The organism is Pseudomonas sp. W15Feb9B, from assembly GCF_000828175.1.
Lineage (GTDB): Bacteria > Pseudomonadota > Gammaproteobacteria > Pseudomonadales > Pseudomonadaceae > Aquipseudomonas > Aquipseudomonas parakoreensis.
Genome location: NZ_JTKF01000045.1, coordinates 105474 through 128248 on the forward strand (window position 1 = coordinate 105474; position 22775 = coordinate 128248).

Here is a 22775-nt window from a genome sequence, read left to right on the forward strand (position 1 = left end):
GTTCACTGCTGTTTCGCCGAGCCAGTCAATCCGAAAGGCAAAGTGAAGTCAATAGCGAACACCCAGCCGTTCAGCGTTTATTTTTAGGGCTTTTTTTAACACTCACGTGCCAATGCAGGCGCCGCAAGGCTTGGAATCATGAAGATTGGATGAACGGCGTTTAGAATTTTTTACATGGCAGTTGTTAATTAAAATCAACGAGGCTAAGCTCCGGAAAAGCTCGTTCAAGTGTCAAACTTCGAGGTGAATAAAAATGGCATTCAAGCCATTGATCGGCGTTACTGCGTGCGTCAAACAGATTGGCCTGCACCCCTATCACATCAGCGGCGACAAGTACGTACGTGCTGTCAGCGTTGGCGCTCAGGGTCTTCCAGTGGTCATTCCTTCCCTTGGCAAACTGACTGAAATCGAAGACCTGCTCGGTCAGCTCGACGGTCTGTTGCTGACCGGCTCACCCTCGAACGTGGAGCCCTTCCACTATCAAGGCCCGGCCAGCGAACCCGGTACGGATCACGATCCGGCGCGGGACGCCACCACCCTTCCTTTATTGCGTGCAGCCATTGCATCGGGCGTTCCGGTACTCGGCATCTGCCGTGGCTTCCAGGAAATGAACGTGGCTTTCGGCGGCAGCCTGCACCAGAAGGTGCATGAGTTGCCGGGCATGCTTGATCACCGCGAAGCCGACAGCCCGGACGTGGCCGTGCAATACGCACCGGCGCATGCCGTGAGCGTGCTGGCCGGTGGTGTGTTCGAGGCGCTCGAGTTGCCGGGCGAATTCCAGGTCAACTCGATCCACAGTCAGGGCATCGACCGCCTCGCGCCCGGCCTGCGTGCCGAAGCGGTGGCGCCGGATGGGCTGATCGAGGCGATCTCGGTCGAGCACAGTCCGACCTTCGCCCTCGGCGTGCAATGGCACCCGGAATGGCAAGTGCTGGACAACCCGAACTACCTGAAGATTTTCCAGGCGTTCGGTGAGGCTTGCCGGCAACGGGCGGCGCGACGCAACCAGCGCTGACACCACCCAGGATTTCAAAACTGTTTACTGCCCCCACGGGGTCGGCGGTTGCGCGTGTGCGCATCCGTCATCCGTGAAAACAACAAACCGTAATAACAACAAGTACGACCCAGGCAGCCAGGACGGCGGCGCCGAACAAGCCGGATGGCCGGAGCAAAACCGTCAGATCAATGCAAAACCCTGTGGGAGCTGGCTTGCCAGCGATGAGGCCATCACCTCCAACATTGTTGGGGAATGATCCACCGCGATCGCTGGCAAGCCAGCTCCCACAGAGAATGTGATCCGACCGGAAATGCACCTGCAGGCTTGCAATCCACTTAAGCCCGGCCACGTTGGCCGAGCGAACGAAACCTGTTGGGAGTTTCACATGGCAAACGCCTCCAGCACTTACCGGAAGGCACTTGAAGGCCACCAGCAACCGAAAAAGGTTCTGGTGAAAGTCGATCGTGTCACCAAGAAGTTCGACGAAACCACGGCCGTGGACGATGTGTCCCTGGAGATCCATCAGGGCGAAATCTTCGCCCTGCTCGGTGGCTCCGGTTCGGGCAAATCGACCCTGCTGCGCATGCTCGCCGGTTTCGAGCGGCCAACTGAAGGGCGGATTCTGCTCGACGGTGTAGACATCACTGACATGCCGCCCTACGAGCGGCCGATCAACATGATGTTCCAGTCCTACGCGCTGTTCCCGCACATGACCGTGGCACAGAACATTGCCTTCGGCCTCAAGCAGGACCGTTTGCCCGCCAGCGAAATCGACGCCCGCGTCGAAGAGATGCTGCGCCTGGTGCACATGACCCAATACGCCAAACGCAAACCCCATCAGTTGTCCGGCGGTCAGCGCCAGCGCGTCGCCCTCGCCCGCTCACTGGCGAAACGTCCGAAGCTGTTGCTGCTCGACGAGCCAATGGGCGCACTGGATAAAAAACTGCGCTCGCAAATGCAGCTGGAACTGGTGGAGATCATCGAGCGCGTCGGCGTGACCTGCGTGATGGTGACCCACGACCAGGAAGAGGCCATGACCATGGCCGAGCGTATCGCGATCATGCACCTGGGCTGGATTGCCCAGATCGGCAGCCCGGTCGACATTTATGAAGCGCCGGTCAGCCGCATGGTCTGCGAATTCATCGGCAACGTGAACGCCTTCGACGGCACCGTGGTGGAAGACCTTGAAGGTCACGCGATCATCCACAGCCCGGACCTGCAGCAGAAGATCTACGTCGGTCACGGCGTCAGTACCTCGGTGCAGGACAAGTCGATCACCTACGCGATCCGTCCGGAAAAAATGCTCGTCAGCACCCTCAAGCCAGAGACTCGCTACAACTGGTCCGAAGGCAAGGTGCACGACATTGCCTACCTCGGCGGCCACTCGGTGTTCTACGTCGAGCTGCCGGGCGGCAAGATTGTCCAGTCGTTCATGGCCAACGCCGAACGCCGTGGCGCGCGTCCGACCTGGGACGACAAGGTCTACGTCTGGTGGGAAGACGATAGCGGCGTGGTACTGCGCTCATGAGAACCTTCAATCAGCAATGCCTGCGCCTGGTGCCCAGCGGGCGAAAGTTCGTCATTGGCATCCCGTTCATCTGGCTGTTCCTGTTCTTCATGTTGCCGTTCTTCCTGGTGATGAAGATCAGCTTCTCGGAAGCCGCGCTGTCGATCCCGCCGTACTCGGAGATCTACACCTATGCCGAACAGAAATTCCAGCTGATGCTCAACATCGGCAACTACACCATGCTCGGCGAAGACGAGCTGTACCTGTCGGCCTACCTCGGTTCGCTGAAGGTCGCGGCGCTGAGCACGATGATGTGCCTGGTGATCGGTTTCCCGATGGCCTACGCAATCACCAAGGCGAGCAAGGAAGCGCAAAACGTCCTGTTGCTGTTGATCATGATGCCGACCTGGACCGCGATCCTGATCCGCGTTTACGCGTGGATGGGCATCCTCAGCAACAACGGTCTGCTCAACGCGTTTCTGATGTGGACGGGGCTGACCGATCACCCGATCGAGATCCTCAACACCAACACCGCGGTGTATATCGGCGTGGTCTATGCCTACCTGCCGTTCATGGTGTTGCCGCTGTACGCCAACCTGGTCAAGCACGATGGGAGCCTGTTGGAAGCCGCGTCGGACCTGGGTTCGAGCAACTTCAACAACTTCTGGAAAATCACCGTGCCGCTGGCCAAGAACGGCATCATCGCCGGTTGCATGCTGGTGTTCATTCCGGTGGTCGGCGAGTTCGTGATTCCGGAACTGCTGGGTGGCCCGGAGACGCTGATGATCGGTCGCGTGTTGTGGCAAGAGTTCTTCAATAACCGCGACTGGCCGGTGGCATCCGCACTGGCAGTGGTGATGCTGTTGATCCTGATTGTGCCGATTCTGCTGTTCAACCGCAGCCAGGCCAAAGAGATGGAGGCACGAGGATGAAACGCTTCGGTTTTTCCAAGTTCATGTTGATCTTCGGCCTGATGTTCATCTATCTGCCGATGCTGATTCTGGTGATCTACTCGTTCAACGCCTCGAAACTGGTGACGGTGTGGGGCGGCTGGTCGGTGAAGTGGTACGTCGGCCTGCTCGACAACACGCAACTGATGGGCTCGGTGGTGCGCTCGCTGGAAATCGCCTGCTACACCGCGATTGCCGCAGTGGCGTTGGGCACCCTCGCCGCCTTCGTCCTGACACGGGTGACGCGCTTCAAGGGTCGTACGCTGTTCGGCGGTCTGGTGACGGCGCCGCTGGTCATGCCGGAAGTGATCACCGGTCTGTCACTGTTGCTGCTGTTCGTGGCGATGGCGCAGTTGATCGGCTGGCCCCAGGAGCGTGGCATCGTCACCATCTGGATCGCTCACACGACGTTTTGTGCAGCCTATGTGGCGGTGGTAGTCTCCGCCCGCCTGCGCGAGCTGGATCTGTCGATCGAAGAAGCCGCGATGGATCTGGGGGCCAAGCCGTTCAAGGTGTTTTTCCTGATCACCATTCCGATGATCGCGCCATCGCTGGCGGCGGGCGGGATGATGTCGTTCGCCCTGTCGCTGGACGATCTGGTGCTGGCGAGCTTCGTCTCCGGGCCGGGTTCGACCACGCTGCCGATGGAAGTGTTCTCGGCGGTGCGTCTGGGCGTGAAGCCTGAGATCAACGCCGTGGCCAGCCTGATTCTGCTGGCGGTGTCGCTGGTGACTTTCCTGGTCTGGTACTTCGGCCGCAAGGCAGAGGCCAGCCGCAAGAAGGCGATTCAGGAAGCGATGGATCAGACGGCGAATGAGGCGTGGCAGCCTCAGCGATCCGCAGCGACTGCTTAATGCAAGATTGCTCTTGTGGCGAGGGAGCTTGCTCCCGCTGGGCTGCGCAGCAGACCCAAAAGCTTGTGAGCGCTGCGCGCTCAAGCGGGAGCAAGCTCCCTCGCCACAGAGATGTGTGTACATCAGGTTTTGTGTTGTGTTTTTGAATAAAAAGAATGGAGTTTCACCGATGAAAATGTTTGGCAGGACTCTGCTGACACTGTCCTTAATGGGCGCAATCGCCACGGGCGTCCAGGCCAACGACAAGGTGCTGCGTGTTTACAACTGGTCCGATTACATCGCGCCGGACACCGTCAAGAAGTTCGAAGACGAGACCGGCATCCAGGTGACCTACGACGTGTTCGACAGCAACGAAACCCTTGAGGCGCGTTTGCTGGCGGGCAAATCCGGTTACGACATTGTCGTGCCGTCCAACAGTTTCCTGGCCAAGCAAATCAAGGCCGGGGTCTATCAGCCGCTGGACAAATCGAAGCTGTCGAACTGGAAGAATCTCAACCCGGTGCTGCTGAAAAACGCCTCCGCCAGTGATCCGGACAACGCTCACGCGTTCCCGTACATGTGGGGCTCGATCGGCATCGGCTATAACCCCGACAAGGTCAAGGAAGTGCTCGGCGCCAACGCCCCGACCAACTCCTGGGACCTGCTGTTCAAGCCGGAAAACGCCGAGAAGCTGAAAGCCTGCGGCATCAGCTTCCTCGACTCGCCGACCGAAATGATCCCGGCCGCCCTGCACTATCTGGGCTATCCGGTGAACGACAAGGACAAGGCGCACATTCTCGAAGCCGAAGCACTGTTCATGAAGATCCGCCCATACGTGGCGTACTTCCATTCCTCGAAGTACATCTCGGACCTGGCCAACGGCAACATCTGCGTGGCGGTCGGTTACTCCGGTGACGTGCTGCAGGCCAAGGCCCGCGCGGTGGAAGCCGGCAACAAGGTGCAGATCGATTACAGCATTCCCAAGGAAGGCGCCGGCAGTTTCTACGACATGGTCGCCATCCCGCGCGATGCCGCCAACGTCGATAACGCCTACCTGTTCATGAACTTCCTGATGCGCCCGGACATCATCGCCGAGATCACCAACAGCAACGGCTACAGCAACGCCAACTCGGCGGCGACGCCACTGGTGGACGAAGCGATCCGCAACGACCCGGGTTCGTACCCGTCGCAGGCGGTGATGGCGACGTTGTACGCGGTGCCGGATCAGCCGATTGCCACCCAGCGGATCATGACCCGCGGCTGGACACGGGTGAAGCTCGGTAAGTAATCCGGCTGATTGAAGATTGTGACAAGACTGGAAAACCTGTGGGAGCTGGCTTGCCAGCGATGGCGATGAGTCAGTCAACGACGATGTTGGATGTGCCGCCCCAATCGCTGGCAAGCCAGCTCCCACAGGGTTGAGCACTCACATTGAAGATTGTGCCAGACACCATTTTTTCGTAAATGCAGAATCATTGGTTTCCCGTTCACGCAGCGCCTTACCACCGCTGCACCCTGCAATGAACGGCCTCACCTGGCTCCCTCGGCTCAGGTGAATTTCAGGCGCCCTCGGGCGCCTTTTTTTGTGGGTTCAATTCAGTGGCCAATCCTGCAGGATCCGGTAGCGGCCCTTGTGCGATTCGAACAAGGCAAAGCGCTCGGCACGCAGGAAAAACTCCGGCGGCGTGGCGGCTTCCGGCTCCGTTGCACGGTAGTCTCGGGCGAGGGTCAGGTGCGGGCGAAACTCGCGTGGTGATTCTTCGAAGCCGAACGGCAGCATCGCCTGCTCCAGCGCATACACCAGGCGCAACAAACCCGGCGGGGCCTGCTCCGGCGCCAAAGACAGAATCCCGGCGCGATGCCAGACCTGCAGACGATCCAGCGCAATCCGTAACGGCTCACCCGGCGTGCGCACCTTGCCAGCGGCCTCGCAGACTTCATGGATCTGCGCCAGCGGCACCGCGCCGAGGAACAACAGAGTCAGGTGAAAGTTATCCGCCGGCACCGCTTTGCCGGTTCTCAAGCGCAGATCGGCGCGCCACTGAGCGATGGCCTTGCGTTGTGGTGGTGGGCAGTCGAGGGCGAAAAACAGTCGCTTGAACGGTTCATCCCTGCGCGCATCATCGGTCATGGGCCAGCTCCTTCGCTCGTCGATCGGCCGATTCTACACGGCCTTCTCTGACGACTCGCGACAGCCGACTATAGTTCAAGGATTGCCATCCAACTGGAGGTCGCCATGCGCGAGATCCTCAGCAAAGAACCCTGGTGGGCTCGACCACCCAGCCCAGGGCAGGATGAAACCGAGCTGGAATGGGGCTGGCTGGTGCATTACAGCGAAGGTGAACCACGCTTCGAATTCGTCCGCGAACGACCGACGGAAGAAGAAATCCGCCACCGCAAAAGCTGCCGCATTACCCCCTCTCCAGAGTGACCACATTCCATTGTGGGAGCGACCCTGCTCGCGAATGCGGTGGGTCAGCCATGAAGATATAGGCTGTGCCGGCCTCTTCGCGGGCAAGCCCGCTCCCACAATGGATTTGCGCTGGTCTTCAGGATTCAAGAAGGTTCTTGAAGCCACCAAAGATCATCCGTTTCCCATCAAACCCCATCGGGTTGACGTCCGGTTGCATGCGCGGGTCTTCCATCATCTTGGCCATGCCGGCATCGCGGGTGGCCTTGTCGGGCCAGATCAGCCAGCCGGACGACACCGTTTCGCCTTCCTTGAGTTTTACCGCCATCGGGAATGACGTGACTTTGCCTTCCGGCACGTCATCGCCCCAGCCCTGAACCACCTCCTTCGCTCCGTATTCCTTGAACAGTTTCGCGGCGATCTCACAGTGTTTTTTGTACTGTTCGCGATTGGCATTCGGCACGGGTGCTACAAAAATATCGATGTAAGCCATGATCACTCTCCTTGCACGTTGGGTTCGATCTGCTGATTGGTCGATTCGGGAGGTCGCCATTCGACACGATTCAGCCCCTGCCCGACCGACGGTTGTTCGCCCCCGCCAAGGCTGCCCTCGACCTGTCCGGCGATATGCAGGGTTCCGGCCATGACTCCGGTGGTCGGGTTCTGCAGCAATTTCGCCCAGGCCTTGTCGAAGGTGCTGCCCAGGCTGCTGCGAATCAGCGCTTCACTGTCGGGTCGGTCGTTGGCCTGGATGATCGCGCGGATGCCCGCCACACCAATCGAGATCACCCCGCCGACCAACTTGCCCGCCGCAGCCGCCACCGCACTGGCCGCTCCGCGCGGGGCCATTTCCGCTTCCATCCGTTGACTGGCGCGTTTGGCCACAGGGGCCATGCCGGCGTCGGTCGAGGCAATGCCCTTGCTGCCGCCCTCGGTGTGGATCTTGTCGATCAGCGCGGCATATGCCGGCAAGGTGTTCAGCGGCTCGGTGCTGATGATCTGATACAGCGACGCATCCCGCGCCGGCGGCGGCCCGAGGGCGATGGCCGGGACCTTCTGCAGACGCCCGTTGAGCTGGGCCACCGGCACGCCATAGCGCTGGGCGATGAGCGGCATCTGCTGGGCCATCAGTTGCGCGTAGAACGCCGTGGTCTGACCGAGGATCGCGTCCGGATCGATCTCCACCGCCACCGGTGCCAGGACTCTTTCCTGATATTGCTCAAGCAGATAGCTCGCCAGACGCTTGGCCGACGCATCCTGCTCGCCGCCGGCACTGATGGTGTACCAACTGACCTTCATCGACAGCCATTCCTGGGTCCAGTAGCTGCTGAACCACGGAATGAAATTTTCTTCAGTTTGCTGATAGACGCGAGTGCGCCAATGTTCCATCGAACCCCGGGCAAATACTTTGACTTGCTCGGTGGATTGCTGCGAGGCGCTGACGATGTCGCGGTCGATCTGCTGCCAGGTCGCAGGCGATACCACCACCGCTCGCGGCGCCACCGGGGCCCGCGCCGAGGTGGCGCAACCAGCCAGCAAAAACAGTGCGGCGAGGCTCAGCGCACGCAGGTTCACGGTGGTGGAGTCCTTGAATGGAGGGAGACAGCATTGAGTATAGGTGTGTCAGTTTCCGAGGATGTTGGCTGTACCGACGCCATCGCTGGCAAGCCAGCTCCCACAGAGCCCTTCTGTGAACATCAATCCATTGAGCACCCGAAAACCTGTGGGAGCTGGCTTGTAAGCCCCATGGAAAACTTCAGTGGCCATCAATCCAATGAACACCCGAAAAACCTGTGGGAGCTGGCTTGCCAGCGATGAGGCCAGTCAATCCACCACACCTATTAACCATCAACGCCGTCGATATTCACCATCGCCACGATTGCCTTCCGCCCGCCGCCCGGCGAAGGCACGATTCAGCCATCCGAGACGCAACGAGGAGTAACCATCATGATTCTCACCATCACCCTCTCCGTGAGCTTCCCGGTGTTCGGCAGCAACTATTACGACCAGCAGGTCGTCTCGCGCAAGACGCAAGCGCTGCTGTTCAACGAAGATTTCGACGATGTGCTGATGCCCGCTGCGAGCAATCACTTCAGCAATGAAGTGGTCGGCATCAACGATCAGTTCCGCTTTCTGAGCGACATACTCGCCACCCATTTGCTGGATCTCGAGGCCACCGCGCCTGCGCATTCCAGCGTCCGGGCGAGCGCTCATTTTTAATCGGCGAGGGCGTTCCCGTTGCGGGAACGCCCTTTTGATGTCTACTCAGTCATCGTCGCGATCACGATAGTAACGACGCCCGTCGCGACGACCATCGTCGCGGTCATCCCAGCGTCGGTCATGATCGTAGTAACGGCCATGATCGCGGTCGTAATGCCGCCCGTGGCGGTGATCATCATCAAAGTCCGCCACACAGCCAGCCAGCAATACGGCGGCGGTCACGGTCAGTAGCATCGTTGTAGCGCGCTTCATTCAACACTTCCCTAAAACCAAGGTCTTGACGACGGAACGGCTGTCACTGCCCACGCCTTCACAGGACGCAGTGCGCGCAGCTGCTGATACGACCGGACAAAAGGACTTTGATTCACTGCCCGGGCACGACCGTTGATCGGCCCATTTGCTGCATCCGGGCGGCGGCGAAATGCCACCTATACTGCTGCTTACCGACTCCCACGCAAAGGATCTGCGCCTCGATAACAACAAGCAGAGGTGGATCATGGTCTGGCAGCAAATCTACGACCCGTTCGGCAACCCGCTGATCTCCACGCTCATGGCCGCGGTGCCGGTGGTGGTGATGCTCGCGGCGCTGGCGTTCTTTCACGTCAAGGCGCACCTCGCCGCCCTGCTCGCCCTGGCTTCGGCATTATTGATTTCGATCTTCGCCTTCGGCATGCCGGCGAGCATGGCCGGTTCGGCGGCGTTGTTCGGCGCGGCCAATGGTTTACTGCCGATCGGCTGGATCGTGCTCAACATCATTTTTCTGCACCGCCTGACCACCGAGAACGGCTCGTTCAAAGTGCTGCAGGATTCCCTCGCACGCATCACCGATGACCGGCGTTTGCAGCTGCTGCTGATCGCGTTCTGCTTCGGTGCATTTTTCGAAGGCGCGGCAGGGTTCGGTACGCCGGTCGCGGTGACCGGGGCGATTCTGATCGGCCTCGGTTTTTCGCCGCTGGCGGCGTCGGGTCTGGCATTGATTGCCAACACCGCACCAGTGGCGTTCGGCGCACTCGGTACGCCGATCATCACCTTGGCCAAGGTCACCGGGCTGGATGAGATGGAGCTGTCGATGATGGTCGGTCGGCAGCTGCCGTTTTTCTCGGTGCTGGTGCCGTTCTGGCTGATCTGGGCGTTTGCCGGGTGGCGCAAGATGCTGGAGATCTGGCCGGCGATTCTGGTGGCCGGGGTCAGCTTCGCGGTGCCGCAATTCCTCGTCTCGAACTTCCACGGGCCGATGCTGGTGGACGTGATCGCCGCACTGATTTCCATGGCCTGCCTGACCCTGTTTCTGCGAGTCTGGAAACCGGCGACGGTGTACACCTCGGCTGCCCTGTCGGGGCGAGTCGACAACTCCCGGGTCGAGGAAGAAAAAGTCACCGCCAGCGCCGCCTTCAGTGATCAGGCACGCCCCGCCGTGATGCGCGCGTGGATGCCGTGGATCATCCTCACCGTGTTCGTGTTTGCCTGGGGCACCCAAGGCTTCAAGAACATCTTCGATGTGCGCCCGGCGCTGGACCCGGTAACGCACGCGGTGAAACTTGATCCACAAGGCAAACCGATGAACGAGGCCAACCCGATTTTCTCCCCGGCGCTGACCTTCACCACCCTGCACCTGCAAGTGCAGAAAGTCCCGCCGGTGGTGCCGGCGCCGAAAGCCGAGGAAGCGATCTACAAGTTCACCTGGTTCACTGCCACCGGCAGCGGCATTCTGCTGGCAGCGATTGTCGGCGGCCTGCTGATGGGCTATTCGATCCCGCAACTGATCAAGCAGTACCTGCGCACCTTGTGGGTGGTGCGGTTTTCGCTGATCACCATTGCGGCGATGCTGGCGCTGGGATTTCTCACGCGTTATTCCGGACTGGACGCCACCATGGGTCTGGCGTTTGCCGCCACCGGAGTGTTCTATCCGATGTTCGGCACCCTGCTCGGCTGGCTCGGCGTCGCGTTGACCGGTTCGGATACGGCCTCGAACGTACTGTTCGGCGGACTGCAACGGGTGACCTCGGAACAGCTGGGCATCAGCCCGGTGCTGATGGCGGCGGCCAACAGTTCCGGCGGGGTGATGGGCAAGATGGTCGATGCGCAGTCGATCGTGGTCGCCTCCACCGCGACCCGCTGGTATGGGCATGAGGGCGAGATTCTGCGCTACGTGTTCTTCCACTCGATTGTGCTGGCGGTGCTGGTCGGCGGGCTGGTGACGTTGCAGGCGTATGTGGCGCCGTTCACGCACATGGTGGTTGGCGGGCATTGAACACAATAGCTGTGGGCTTGCCCGCAATGGCGGTGTGTCATTTAAGCAACAGGCTACCTGACACGACCCCATCGCTGGCAAGCCAGCTCCCACAAGGTTGGGCATCGCCCAGTCAATTGATGAGCCAAGCGCATAACTCTATAGCGCAAATCCGCAAAAACCTTTTCCCCTCCGCACAGGTCATTCCAAGAACGAGACCGGCAAACATGCCGGCGTGCCCGAGTGGGCCCTTCAATCCCTGCCGTCCTGATTAAGCCAGAGAGGAATCGAAGCATGACGATTTCCCGACGAAGATTCCTGATCCTCGGCGCGGTGACCGCCACCGCGTTTGCAATGCCCCCTTTCATCAGCCTCAAGGCCTACGCGGCCAGTCTGGAGCAACCCGCCATGGCCAAACTGACCATCAACGTCAACGGTACACCCCAAGCCCTTGAGGTCGACAACCGCACCACCCTGCTTGATGCTCTGCGCGAACACCTGCACCTGACCGGCAGCAAGAAAGGCTGCGACCACGGCCAGTGCGGCGCCTGCACCGTCATCGCCGACGGCCGCCGAATCAACTCCTGCCTGACGCTTGCGGTGATGCATGAAGGCAGCGAGATCACCACCATCGAAGGTCTCGGCATGCCCGACAACCTGCACCCGATGCAGGCCGCGTTCATCAAGCACGACGGCTACCAGTGCGGCTATTGCACGCCGGGGCAGATCTGTTCGGCGGTGGCGGTGCTCAAGGAAATTCGCGAGGGCATCCCCAGCCACGTCAGCCCCAGCCTGACCGAGGCGCCACAACTGATCGCCAGCGAATTCCAGGAGCGCATGAGCGGCAACATCTGCCGCTGCGGCGCCTACTCGAACATCATCGAAGCCATCACTGAAGTTGCGCAGGTGCCAGCATGAGAGCGTTCAATTACAGCCGCGCCGACTCCCCCGCCGCAGCCGCAACGCTGGCGGCGCAGATTGAAGGCGCGAAGTTCATCGCCGGTGGCACCAACCTGCTGGACCTGATGAAACTCGACATCGAAACCCCGCTGCACCTGATCGACGTCAACCACTTGGGCCTCGATCAGATCGAAGCCACACCTGAAGGCGGATTGCGCATCGGCGCGCTGGTGCGCAACACCGATCTGGCCGCCGACAACCGCGTGCGCAAGGATTACGCGCTGCTCTCCCGCGCCTTGCTCGCCGGCGCTTCCGGTCAGTTGCGCAACATGGCGAGTACTGCCGGCAACCTGCTGCAACGCACGCGCTGCCCGTACTTTTATGATGTCAATCAGGCCTGCAACAAACGCCAGCCCGGCAGCGGCTGCGCGGCGATTGGCGGGGTCAGTCGGCAACTGGGACTGATCGGCGTCAGCGACGCGTGCATAGCCACTCACCCCAGCGACATGGCAATTGCCATGCGCGCCCTCGACGCGCAGGTTGAAACGGTGAAGCCGGACGGCAGCACACGCAGCATCGCCATCGCCGATTTCCATCAACTGCCAGGCAATACGCCGAACATAGAAACCAGCCTCACGCCCGGCGAGTTCATCACTTCGGTAACCCTGCCCGCCCCGGTTGGCGGCACGCACATTTATCACAAGGTGCGCGATCGCTCGTCGTACGCTTTCGCGCTGGTGTCGGTCGGTCTGATCCTGCAAAAGGACGGCAGCGGCCGTGTGGCGGTCGGCGGTATTGCGCCGAAACCGTGGCGGGTGGAAGCCGCCGACGCGTTGCTGCCCAAAGGCGCAAAAGCCGTCAGCGAACGCTTGCTCGACGGTGCCACGCCAACCCACGACAACCAATTCAAACTGACCCTGGTCGAGCGCACGCTCGGCTCGGTGTTGGCGCAAGCGAGGGATGAAGCATGAAGTTCGACACGCCCGCCACCACCAACCCGATTGACCAACTGAAAGTCGTCGGCAAGCCCACCGACCGCATCGAAGGCCCGCTGAAAACCAGCGGCCAGGCGCCGTACGCTTACGAGCAGCATCAGGCCGTGGCGAATCAGGCTTACGGTTTCATGGTCGGCTCGGCCATCGCCAAGGGCCGCATCAGCCACATTGATCTCGACGCGGCCGAAGCCGCACCGGGCGTGCTGGCCATCGTCACCGCCGCCAATGCCGGCAAGCTTGGCAAAGGCCAATACAACTCGGCGCCGCTGCTGGCCGGACCCGAGGTGCAGCACTATCACCAGGCCGTGGCGCTGGTGGTCGCCGAGACCTTCGAACAGGCCCGCGCCGCAGCACAATTGGTCAAGGTCGATTACGTCACGGCCAAAGGCGAGTTTGAACTGGCCAACGTGCGCGACCAGGGTGTCGAAGACGACGAGTTGCCCGACGTGACCCACGGCGATTTCGACTCGGCCTTCGCCGCTGCGCCGGTGCAGTTCGACCAGACCTACACCACTCCCGATCAGTCCCACGCGATGATGGAGCCGCACGCGACGCTGGCCGCCTGGAAGGGTGATCATCTGACCTTGTGGACCTCCAATCAGATGATTGCCTGGAGCGTCGGTGACGTCGCCACGACCCTTGGCCTGCCCAAGGAAAACGTGCGCCTGATCTCGCCGTACATTGGTGGCGGCTTCGGCGGCAAACTGTTCATTCGTGCCGACGCGATCCTCGCCGCCCTCGGTGCGCGCCTGGCCAATCGCCCGGTGAAAGTCGCCCTCGCCCGCCCGCAAATGGCCAACAACACCACCCACCGCCCGGCCACGATCCAGCGCATTCGGATGGGCGCCACGGCGGACGGCAAGCTCAGCGCCATCGCCCACGAAGGCTGGTCGGGCAACCTCAAGGACGGCAAAGTCGAGGTCGCCGCGCAACCGAGCCAGTTGCTTTATGCCGGGGAAAACCGCCGGGTGACCATGCGCCGGGCGCCGCTGGATCTGCCCGAGGGCAATTCCATGCGCGCGCCGGGTGAAGCACCGGGGCTGATGGCGCTGGAAATCGCCATGGACGAAATGGCCGAGCAGCTCAAGCTCGACCCGGTGCAGTTCCGCATCCTCAATGACACCCAGGTCGATCCGGTAAAAACCGAGCGCCCGTTCTCCCAGCGGCGCCTGATCGAATGCCTGCAGACAGGCGCCGAGAAATTCGGCTGGAACCAACGCAACGCCACACCCGGTAGCCGGCGTGAGGGTCGCTGGCTGATCGGCATGGGCGTCGCCGCCGCGTTTCGCAACAACCTGCTGCTGAAATCTGGCGCCCGGGTACGGCTGGAGCGCGACGGCAAGGTCACGGTGGAAACCGACATGACCGACATCGGTACCGGCAGCTACACCATCATCGCCCAGACCGCGGCCGAGATGATGGGCGTGCCTCTGGTGGATGTGACGGTGCACCTGGGCGATTCGAATTTCCCGGTGTCGTCCGGCTCCGGCGGCCAGTTCGGCGGTAACTGCTCGACGGCCGGGGTCTACGCCGCGTGCATGAAACTGCGCGAAGCGGTCGCCGGCAAACTGGGCATGAGCGGCAGCGACGTCGAGTTCGCCGACGGTCAGGTCCGCGCCGGCGGCAAGACCCTGCCGCTGCGCGATGCCGCAAAAGATGGCGAGGTCGAGGCCGAGGACAGCATCGAATTCGCCGACCTCGCCAAGCAGTATCAGCAGTCGACTTTCGGCGCGCATTTCGTGGAGGTTGCGGTGGATGCAGCGACCGGCGAAGTCCGCGTGCGGCGCATGCTTGCGGTGTGCGCGGCGGGACGGATTCTCAACCCGAAAGCCGCGCGCAGCCAAGTGATCGGGGCGATGACCATGGGCGTCGGCGCGGCACTGATGGAAGAGCTGGCGGTGGACAAACGGCTGGGCTTTTTCGTCAATCACGACCTGGCAGGATACGAGGTGCCGGTGCATGCTGACATCCCGCATCAGGAAGTGATTTTCCTCGACGAAACCGATCCGATTTCATCGCCGATGAAAGCCAAGGGTGTAGGTGAACTGGGGATTTGCGGCGTGAGTGCGGCGGTGGCCAATGCGATCTACAACGCCACCGGGGCGCGGGTGCGTGAGTACCCGATCACCCTCGACAAGATCCTCGATTCGTTGCCGGAGATGACCTGAGCAACCTGGAAAAGCCCCTCACCCTAACCCTCTCCCAAAGGGAGAGGGGACTGACCGAGTTGTCTTATGGGATGCGCCGAAATGAGAGGTCGTGTCGATTATGGACTCAGCGTAGTGCTCACAGACATCCCCCAATCGGCCCCCTCTCCCTCCGGGAGAGGGCTGGGGTGAGGGAGCCGCGTCACTCGGATCGCAAATACTGCTCAGCACTCACCTGTTCCATCCACTCCACCACAGCACCGTCCAGCACCTCGGCAATCGCAATGTGCGTCATCGCCGTGGTCGGCGCGGCGCCATGCCAGTGCTTCACCTGCGGCGCGATCCACACGGTATCACCGGGGCGGATCTCGCGAACCGGTTGCCCCCACTCCTGCACAAAACCTGAACCGGCGGTGACGATCAGCGTCTGACCCAACGGATGGGTATGCCACGCGGTGCGTGCGCCCGGCTCGAAAGTCACCGTGGCGCCGCTGACGCGCGCCGCATCGCTGCCCTTGAACGGTGCGTCCACGCGCACGGTGCCAGTGAACCAGTCCGTCGGGCCTTTGGCCGACGGTTGCGAGCCGTTGGGGGTGACGGTAACGCCTGAGATATGTGCATTCATCACAAGACTCCAAATCTGAAAGAGACCTCCCTGTAGGAGCTGCTGCCGGCTGCGATCTTTTGATCTTTGATTTTCAAAAACAACATCAAAAGATCGCAGCCTGCGGCAGCTCCTACAGGGAACTTGCGTCACTTTAGCGAGCCGTACTCTTCAGATAATCGACTAGAATTCGAAAAAACTTATGCAGGACACTCATCAATGCTTCGTGAAAACGCCAGTGACCTGCTCGCCTTCCTCGCTGTGGCCCGCGAGCGCAGTTTCACCAAAGCCGCGGCCAGACTGGGCGTTTCACAATCGGCGCTCAGCCATACCATTCGCGCCCTCGAAGCGCGCCTTGGCCTGCGTTTGCTGACGCGCACCACCCGCAGCGTCTCGCCCACCGAGGCTGGCGAACATCTGCTGCAGACCATCGGCCCGCGCTTCGAAGAGATCGAGCAGGAACTGGCGGCCCTGAGCAACCTGCGCGAGACGCCCGCAGGCCGGATCCGCATCAGTGCCACCGACCATTCGCTGAATTGGCTGTTGCGTCCGGTGCTCAAGGAATTCCTGCCCCAATACCCGGACATCGCCGTCGAGGTGATCTGCGACTACGGTTTCGTTGACATCGCCGGGCAAGGCTTCGACGCCGGCGTGCGGCTGGGCGAAGATGTCGCGCAAGGCATGATTGCCACCCGCATCGGCCCGGACATGCGCATGGCGGTGGTCGGCGCGCCTGCTTACTTCGCCAAGCGTGAACAGCCACAAACACCGCGAGACCTGACCGCCCATGCCTGTAACAACCTGCGCCTGCCCACCAACGGCGGGCTGTACACCTGGGAGTTCGAGAAGGACGGCGAAAGCCTCAAGGTGCGGGTTTCCGGGCAAGTCACCCTCAATGGCGTGTATCCGCTGCTCGACGCTGCACTCGACGGTTTTGGCCTGAGCTACATTCCGGAAAACATCGTCGCGCCCTATCTGGCCGACGGGCGTCTGCTGCAAGTGCTGGCCGACTGGTGTCCGACGTTTGCCGGTTATCACCTGTATTACCCGAGTCGACGGCAGGCGGCGCCGGCGTTTGCGTTGCTGGTCGAGGCGCTGCGGTATCGCGGGCAAGCAGCTATCCCAGCAGTGCAATCAACTGATGCCGCTGCGCATCGGTGAGCATCGGCCCGAACCCGGCGCCGGCGTTGTCGGTCATGTAGCGCGGATTGCCGGTGCCGGGAATCACGCAGGTCACCGCCGGGTGCGACAGCAAAAACTTCAGCGCCAGTTGCGGCCAACTGTTGACCTGCACGTCCGACACCCACGCCGGCAGCGGCCTGCCCTTGAGCCGCTCGAGCAACCCGCCACCGCCAAACGGACGGTTGCAGATCACCGCGACCCCGCGCTCGCGGCACAACGGCAGAATGCGTTTTTCCACGCCACGGTCATCGAGGGCGTAATTGATTTGCAGAAAATCGAGTGACTCAGCCTTGAGTACTGCTTCGACTTCGTCGTAAGCCGAGGGCGTGTAATGGGTGATGCCGATGTAGCGGATACGCCCCTCGGTTTTCCACTCGCGCAGAGTCGGCAGATGAGTTTGCCAGTCCAGCAGGTTGTGGATCTGCATCAGGTCGATGCGTTCGGTGCGCAGCAGACGGAAGGATTGCTCCATCTGCGCGATACCTTCCTTGCGCCCGCGCGTCCAGACCTTGGTGGCGAGAAAGGCCGGCGAACGCGGTTCATGGATCGCCAGCAGTTCGCCAGTGGTCTGCTCGGCGCGGCCATACATCGGTGAGCTGTCGATCAGCGTGCCACCCTTTCTGAACAGCTCGTCGAGCACTGCCGGCAGTTGTTTATAGGCGGTCTCGCCGGGCGCAACGTCGAAGCTACGATAAGTGCCTAGGCCCACCACGGGCAGTCGTTCGGCGCTGGAAGGGATGGCGCGGGTCTGCATGGTCTGGTCTCCTGCCTGGTTCGGCGAAGTGGCAGTCGGCGTAATGGCAGTGGCCAACGCCCGGTCAAAGGTCAGGACCGCCGAAACCCCGGCAGCCAGCGTGAGCAATCGGCGACGTGAGCAACCCTCAGTGTGGCTCATGCTGGTTCCCCTGCTGCGTGAATCTGTTGCACGTTGTGTGCGACGGCTGGCCCTCCACTGCGCTGGACTACACTGCGACAGCGAACACCCGCGTCCCGTTAAAGTTAGCCGAATGTCCAGAATTCTGATGTCAGTCGTCGCTTTGCTCATCGCCCTCTACGTTTTGCTGTGCGGGGCCTTGTTCGTGTTTCAGCGTTCGCTGATCTATTTCCCCCAGCCTGGCAGTGCCGTGACCACGGCAGATTCACGGCTGAAACTGGCGATGCCGGATGCCGATGTCTGGATAACCGTTCGCGAACAGGCGGGTCCGAACGCGCTGATCTACTTCGGCGGGAATGCCGAGGACGTGTCGCGTAACCTGCCTTCATTCAGCGCAGCGTTTCCCGATTACGCGGTGTATCTGCTGAACTACCGGGGCTTTGGCGGCAGCGGCGGTTCCCCCTCGGAGGAAGCGATTGCCGAAGATGCGCTGGCGCTGTTTGACCGGGTCTACGCCAGCCATCCGCAGATTGCCGTGGTCGGGCGCAGCCTGGGTTCCGGAGTGGCGGTGCGGCTGGCGAGTCAGCGCCCGGCGCAGACATTGATTCTGGTGACGCCGTACAACAGCCTCGAAGAAATCGCCGTGCGCCAATACCCGTGGTTTCCGGTGAAATGGCTGCTGAAGGATCGCTTCGAGTCGGGCCGCTATGCCGCGCACATTCAAGTGCCGACCCTGCTGCTGGCAGCCAGCGATGATGAAGTGATTCCACGGGACAGCACGCAGCGGTTGCTGCAGAGTTTCCCTGAAGGCGTGGCGACGCTCAGGGTCGTGCCGGATTCGGGGCACAACTCGATTTCCGAGCGGGCGCAGTATCTGCAGTGGATGCAGGCAGTGCTTGATCGCTGATAGCCGATTATTGCGCCAGTGCGGACAACACAAAATCCAGGATCCCCCCCCTTCACACCCAGCAAAAAAGCCAGTTTGCCAGCATGAACCAAGTGCAAAAAGCCCAGTCCTAGTGGCGCCGCATTCCGCGGCTGCCCACTTCAGCACTGTCCTTTCCCCTGAGTCTGCCGTCCCATGCGCCATGTCGTTCGCTCATCACGCTTCGTTTCGCTGTGCCTGCTGATCCTTGCCCCACTGTTCACCGAGACCGCCCACGCCAGCGAAGAGCGGCAACTGGTGGCCGCCATCAACGATTATCGCGCCCATCCGCAACGCTGCGAACGTCGCCCTGCCCAGCGCCTGGCGCCACTGTCGCTGAAGTCGAATCTGGCGTTGCCGATCGGCTATGGCTACGGCGGTGGCTTGCGCGAAAGATTGAAGTCTTCGGGATATTCGGCGGTGGCGGTGCGCAGCATCCGCATCGTCGGTGCCGGGGATGCCGAGGAAGCCTTCGAACAGCTGCAAGACAGCCACTGCACCGCCCTGCTCGACGCCCAGTACGCCGACATCGGCGTCAGCCGCGCCCGCGGTGAATGGCAAGTGGTGCTGGCTCAGCCGGTGCTCGACAGTCGCGTCGGCGACAACCGCAGCGTCGGCAAAGCGTTGCTCGCCGAGGTCAACGCCGCCCGTGCACGCCCACGGATGTGCGGACGCCAGCGCTTCGCCGCCGCTCGCCCGCTCAGCTGGAACCCGGCGCTGGGAGCCGCCGCGCAAGGGCATAGCAAGGCCATGGCCTACGGCAACTACTTCGCCCACCGTGATCCAGACGGCGACATGCCGGCCGATCGCGCCCGGGCGGCAGGTTATCGGGGGCGGCAGATCGGCGAAAACATCGCCGCCGGCCAGAGTTCACCGGGCAAGGCGATGGCCGGATGGCTGGCCAGTCCCGGGCATTGTGCCAACCTGATGAACCCGATGTTCACCCAGGTCGGCGCGGGTTTTGCCAGTGAGGCGCGCAGTGATGAAGGGGTTTACTGGACGATGGTGTTTGGTGCGCCTTGATTCACTGAGAGATTTTCAGTGAAGCTACTAGCCCCTTCGCGAGCAGGCTCGCTCTCACATTTTGCCCGGTTGAGGCTGAACCCATGTGGGAGCGAGCCTGCTCGCGAAGGGCCAGAACAGGCACCCTCCATCACTTGGGCCGCCGCACCGCCCGCAGCCGCCCACTCCCCCCGCCACCGCAGTAAAAGCGCTCGCCGTCATCCGCTTCCAGCCCGGAAACGCCTGTCCCCGCAGGCATCTTCAAACGCTCCAGGACCTCGCCATCTTGCGGGTCGACCCGGCGCAGTTCACTTTCATCGCCTTCCCAGGTGCCATGCCATAACGCGCCGTCGACCCAGGTGACCCCGGTGACAAAGCGGTCTGACGCCAGCGTGCGCAAGACCGCGCCGGTCTCCGGATCGACCTGATAGATCTTGCGCTCGCGATACTGGCCGATCCACAGCGAGCCTTCGGCCCAGGCCATCCCCGAATCGTTGCCGCCGCCGGGCGCCGGCACGGTGTTCAGCACACGGCCGGTGGTCGGGTCGATTTTCTGGATGCGGCTGTCGGCAATCTGGAACAAGTACTGGCCGTCGAACGCGGTGCCAGCGTCGGCACCGACCTTGAGCGTGCGCACGGTTTTGCCGCTGGCCGGGTCCAGCGCATTGAGCTGGCCGTCACTGGCGAACCACACGTGCTGGCCGTCGAAGGTTACGCCGTGGACACGTTCGACGCCGTCGAACGGGCCGTACTCACGAAGGATTTCTGCGTTTGCCTGTTTCATGCTGCCTTCCTCGTTGGTAGGAGTGTCCAGCCTAGCCATTGCCCAACGACACCGGGAGTAACAAGATCGTCGCGAAACCCGGCAACGGCGGCGTGGTCCAGCGCCGCGCACGACCCACGCCGAACCCTTGCACTTTATCCGCCTGCGCCAGTGCTTCCAGTGAGCGCTGCACTTGCCGCTGACTGCAGCCCAACGCCAACGCCAGCGCCGAACTCGACCAGGCTTCGCCATCGGCGAGCAAGGCCAGCAGTGTCGCGTACTTGTCCTCGACCGGCAAAGTGAGCAACGCCACATCGTCGGCGACCAAGGCAAAACCGCGCGCCGTCGCGATGATCCGCGCCAGTGGCTGCAACGCCGAACGCAGGCGACCGATCTCCACCCGCAGGCGTGCGCGATGGGATTCGTCGCTTAGTTTCAAGCGAAACGCCTGAGCGATCAGCGCCTCTCTCGACACATCTGCCGGCCACGCCTGAGCCAGCATCCGCAGCAGACCGAACAGCACCGGACGCGTCGCCAGGGCCACGGTCATCCCCGCGCCGCGCACGCTGTAGCGACACGCATCGACCACCAGCGCCGGCGAGGCGAACAACGCTTCAACCTGCGCGAGCGTCACGGTCTGAGACCGGCCAGACACAATCAGTTGCGCCGCAGGTGCATCGAGCATTTGCAGGGCCTGTTCGGTCTCTGCGGTCAGCGCTGGAATAGCCGCTTGCTGCGCCGCCCGTTGCGCAAGTTCCAGCGCCGCCCGCGCTGTGTGCGCCTGCACCTGACGCAGCGCAATACCGGCCGTCATCAATCCATGAGCGGCCCGCAACGGCGGGGGCAACGCGGTGGGATCAAGTGCGGCGAGCAACGCCTGCGCCTCATCGAGCTGGCCGATCAGCAACAGCCGGCGGATTTGCAAATAGCGGGCATGCGCAGCGTTCAGGTGATCGCCGTGATCGAGCAAGAGCTGCCGCGCCGCCTCCAGCGCTTTAACCGGCCAGCCCAGATCCCGCGTCGCCAGCGCCACTTCGGCCTCGGCCACGACGCAGCGCGCTCGGGACAACGGCTCGTTGGCGCCGAACGCCTTGACCGCCCGCTGCAGCAGCGCCTTGGCTCGGGACACATCACCGAGCTGAGCCATGGCGATGCCACGCAGCGCCAGCGCAGGCGGGTCTTCACGCAGGGCGACGAGCTTCAACGCGGCCAGCGGATCACCCACCGCGAGCGCACGGCCGGCAGCGTTGATCAACGAGTCCATGACAGATCAGGCACAGTGAACATTTCCGGGACTGGATATCCCGGTTTAGTCCAGTTAGCGGACGGACACCAGTATGGTGTGATGCGAGAAATGACAACGCAGTAGAAACAGTCACGCCCTTCGATAAGAAAGGGCGCTGGAGTCTGGTGGAGCGCTGCCGGGGTCAGACCGGGGAAATCGTCGCAAGCATTCCGATCAGAATGGTCAACGTCAGAAAACCACCGAGGAAAATCGCCATCTTGTTCATGCTGCTCTCCTTAATGTTGAGCTTGCGGTGCACCGGGCGCTTCGGGATGAAGGGCTGCCGCGGGTGACCGGATTGCCGGGCTATTCTGAGCGCCTGACTGAGCCGGTTACAGAGGCAGATCCAACAGAAAAATACGGATCAGATACCAAACTGATCTGTTCCGGACATGGCGTGATATTCAGACCGGCACACAAAGATTCGAGGGCACGCCGCTTTGAACTAGAGTGATTGCCGTCGCGCGAAAAACAACAACAATTCCAGGAGTGGTCAATGTCCGAACTGAACCTGCACCCCAACGCCGCCGAATCCTTGAAGCGCTGGCACGAGATGATCCGCACCGGCAACCTCAAGGCCTTGCCCGAGCTGCTTGATCCGAATGCGCTGTTCCGCTCGCCCATGGCCCACTCGCCCTACCCAGGCGCGCCTGTGGTGACGATGATCCTCAACACCGTGCTCAACGTGTTTGAAGATTTCAAATACCACCGTGAACTGGCGACTGCCGATGGTTTGAATGTGGTGCTGGAATTCAGTGCCAAGGTGGGGACGAAAGAGTTGAAGGGGATCGACATGATTCGCTTCGATGAGAGCGGGAAAATTATCGAGTTCGAGGTGATGGTGCGGCCGTTGAGTGGGTTGCAGGCCCTCGGCGAAGAGATGGGGCGGCGGCTTGGTGCGTATCTGGCAAGCGCGAAACCACAGTAGGATCAGGCGCCACAAAAAAAGCC

General features: G+C 61.7%; 23 protein-coding genes. 15 read left to right on the top strand and 8 right to left on the bottom strand.

What is annotated here, in order from left to right:
- Positions 1–253: 253 nt before the first annotated feature.
- The 5 genes from OC71_RS22275 (at position 254) to OC71_RS22295 (ending at position 5575) form a co-directional block, all read left to right on the top strand.
- Positions 254–1015, top strand: coding sequence for a gamma-glutamyl-gamma-aminobutyrate hydrolase family protein (locus OC71_RS22275; RefSeq protein ID WP_041073457.1), 762 nt, complete (start codon positions 254–256; stop codon positions 1013–1015).
- Between the two features lie 367 nt (positions 1016–1382).
- Positions 1383–2525, top strand: coding sequence for a polyamine ABC transporter ATP-binding protein (gene potA / locus OC71_RS22280; RefSeq protein WP_041073459.1), 1143 nt, complete (start codon positions 1383–1385; stop codon positions 2523–2525).
- A gap of 29 nt (positions 2526–2554) precedes the next feature.
- Positions 2555–3436, top strand: coding sequence for an ABC transporter permease subunit (locus tag OC71_RS22285; RefSeq protein WP_371260449.1), 882 nt, complete (start codon positions 2555–2557; stop codon positions 3434–3436).
- On the top strand, positions 3433–4308 hold the full coding sequence (locus OC71_RS22290) for an ABC transporter permease subunit (RefSeq protein ID WP_041073462.1): 876 nt from the start codon (positions 3433–3435) through the stop codon (positions 4306–4308). Before OC71_RS22285 ends, OC71_RS22290 begins: the two co-directional genes overlap by 4 nt.
- A gap of 169 nt (positions 4309–4477) precedes the next feature.
- Positions 4478–5575 (top strand): polyamine ABC transporter substrate-binding protein, encoded by a 1098-nt coding sequence (locus OC71_RS22295; RefSeq protein ID WP_041073464.1) that lies wholly within the window; start codon positions 4478–4480, stop codon positions 5573–5575.
- A 303-nt stretch (positions 5576–5878) separates the two neighbouring features.
- Here the strand turns inward: OC71_RS22295 and thpR are convergent, their stop codons facing one another.
- Positions 5879–6418 carry an RNA 2',3'-cyclic phosphodiesterase gene (gene thpR / locus OC71_RS22300; RefSeq protein ID WP_041073466.1) on the bottom strand — a complete coding sequence of 180 codons (540 nt, stop codon included), beginning with the start codon at positions 6416–6418 and terminating at the stop codon, positions 5879–5881.
- 105 nt (positions 6419–6523) lie between these two features.
- Between thpR and OC71_RS22305 the strand changes: the two genes are divergently transcribed.
- Positions 6524–6718 (top strand): hypothetical protein, encoded by a 195-nt coding sequence (locus OC71_RS22305; RefSeq protein ID WP_041073468.1) that lies wholly within the window; start codon positions 6524–6526, stop codon positions 6716–6718.
- 118 nt (positions 6719–6836) lie between these two features.
- Here the strand turns inward: OC71_RS22305 and OC71_RS22310 are convergent, their stop codons facing one another.
- Both OC71_RS22310 and OC71_RS22315 read right to left on the bottom strand, forming a co-directional pair.
- Complete coding sequence (locus OC71_RS22310) at positions 6837–7190, bottom strand: DUF1428 domain-containing protein (protein WP_041073470.1); 354 nt, start codon at positions 7188–7190, stop codon at positions 6837–6839.
- 2 nt (positions 7191–7192) lie between these two features.
- Positions 7193–8272, bottom strand: coding sequence for a hypothetical protein (locus OC71_RS22315; protein ID WP_041073472.1), 1080 nt, complete (start codon positions 8270–8272; stop codon positions 7193–7195).
- Positions 8273–8644: 372 nt separating this feature from the next.
- On the opposite strand from OC71_RS22315, the gene OC71_RS22320 reads away from it, so the two are divergent.
- Complete coding sequence (locus OC71_RS22320; protein ID WP_041073474.1) at positions 8645–8917, top strand: hypothetical protein; 273 nt, start codon at positions 8645–8647, stop codon at positions 8915–8917.
- A 45-nt stretch (positions 8918–8962) separates the two neighbouring features.
- On the opposite strand, the gene OC71_RS22325 is transcribed toward OC71_RS22320, so the two are convergent.
- Positions 8963–9169, bottom strand: a complete 207-nt coding sequence (locus tag OC71_RS22325) for a hypothetical protein (protein WP_041073476.1) — start codon at positions 9167–9169, stop codon at positions 8963–8965.
- A 244-nt stretch (positions 9170–9413) separates the two neighbouring features.
- Between OC71_RS22325 and OC71_RS22330 the strand changes: the two genes are divergently transcribed.
- The 4 genes from OC71_RS22330 (at position 9414) to paoC (ending at position 15210) form a co-directional block, all read left to right on the top strand.
- Positions 9414–11168 (top strand): L-lactate permease, encoded by a 1755-nt coding sequence (locus OC71_RS22330; protein WP_041073478.1) that lies wholly within the window; start codon positions 9414–9416, stop codon positions 11166–11168.
- A gap of 273 nt (positions 11169–11441) precedes the next feature.
- Positions 11442–12065 carry an aldehyde dehydrogenase iron-sulfur subunit PaoA gene (paoA, locus tag OC71_RS22335; protein WP_041073480.1) on the top strand — a complete coding sequence of 208 codons (624 nt, stop codon included), beginning with the start codon at positions 11442–11444 and terminating at the stop codon, positions 12063–12065.
- A complete protein-coding gene (locus tag OC71_RS22340; protein ID WP_041073483.1) occupies positions 12062–13018 on the top strand; it encodes a xanthine dehydrogenase family protein subunit M in 957 nt (318 codons plus the stop codon). The genes paoA and OC71_RS22340 overlap by 4 nt, the downstream gene beginning before the upstream one ends.
- Positions 13015–15210 carry an aldehyde oxidoreductase molybdenum-binding subunit PaoC gene (gene paoC / locus OC71_RS22345; protein ID WP_041073484.1) on the top strand — a complete coding sequence of 732 codons (2196 nt, stop codon included), beginning with the start codon at positions 13015–13017 and terminating at the stop codon, positions 15208–15210. Before OC71_RS22340 ends, paoC begins: the two co-directional genes overlap by 4 nt.
- Positions 15211–15391: 181 nt before the next feature.
- Here paoC and OC71_RS22350 read toward each other — a convergent pair whose 3' ends face one another.
- Positions 15392–15814 carry a cupin domain-containing protein gene (locus tag OC71_RS22350; protein WP_041073486.1) on the bottom strand — a complete coding sequence of 141 codons (423 nt, stop codon included), beginning with the start codon at positions 15812–15814 and terminating at the stop codon, positions 15392–15394.
- Between the two features lie 198 nt (positions 15815–16012).
- On the opposite strand from OC71_RS22350, the gene OC71_RS22355 reads away from it, so the two are divergent.
- Complete coding sequence (locus OC71_RS22355; RefSeq protein WP_052510613.1) at positions 16013–16954, top strand: LysR family transcriptional regulator; 942 nt, start codon at positions 16013–16015, stop codon at positions 16952–16954.
- Here OC71_RS22355 and OC71_RS22360 read toward each other — a convergent pair.
- Positions 16911–17870, bottom strand: coding sequence for an aldo/keto reductase (locus OC71_RS22360; protein WP_177327928.1), 960 nt, complete (start codon positions 17868–17870; stop codon positions 16911–16913). The genes OC71_RS22355 and OC71_RS22360 overlap by 44 nt on opposite strands.
- A 112-nt stretch (positions 17871–17982) precedes the next feature.
- Between OC71_RS22360 and OC71_RS22365 the strand changes: the two genes are divergently transcribed.
- The gene (locus tag OC71_RS22365) at positions 17983–18756 is read left to right on the top strand and encodes an alpha/beta hydrolase (RefSeq protein ID WP_041073490.1); all 774 of its coding nucleotides are present in this window, start codon (positions 17983–17985) and stop codon (positions 18754–18756) included.
- Positions 18757–18930: 174 nt separating this feature from the next.
- Positions 18931–19797 carry a CAP domain-containing protein gene (locus tag OC71_RS22370; RefSeq protein WP_041073492.1) on the top strand — a complete coding sequence of 289 codons (867 nt, stop codon included), beginning with the start codon at positions 18931–18933 and terminating at the stop codon, positions 19795–19797.
- Positions 19798–19927: 130 nt separating this feature from the next.
- Here the strand turns inward: OC71_RS22370 and OC71_RS22375 are convergent, their stop codons facing one another.
- Both OC71_RS22375 and OC71_RS22380 read right to left on the bottom strand, forming a co-directional pair.
- The gene (locus OC71_RS22375) at positions 19928–20560 is read right to left on the bottom strand and encodes a PQQ-binding-like beta-propeller repeat protein (protein WP_041073494.1); all 633 of its coding nucleotides are present in this window, start codon (positions 20558–20560) and stop codon (positions 19928–19930) included.
- A 31-nt stretch (positions 20561–20591) separates the two neighbouring features.
- The gene (locus OC71_RS22380) at positions 20592–21803 is read right to left on the bottom strand and encodes a helix-turn-helix domain-containing protein (protein WP_041073497.1); all 1212 of its coding nucleotides are present in this window, start codon (positions 21801–21803) and stop codon (positions 20592–20594) included.
- 517 nt (positions 21804–22320) lie between these two features.
- On the opposite strand from OC71_RS22380, the gene OC71_RS22385 reads away from it, so the two are divergent.
- Entirely contained in the window at positions 22321–22752 is a 432-nt protein-coding gene (locus tag OC71_RS22385; protein WP_041073499.1) for a nuclear transport factor 2 family protein, read from the top strand.
- The last annotated feature ends 23 nt before the right edge of the window (positions 22753–22775 follow it).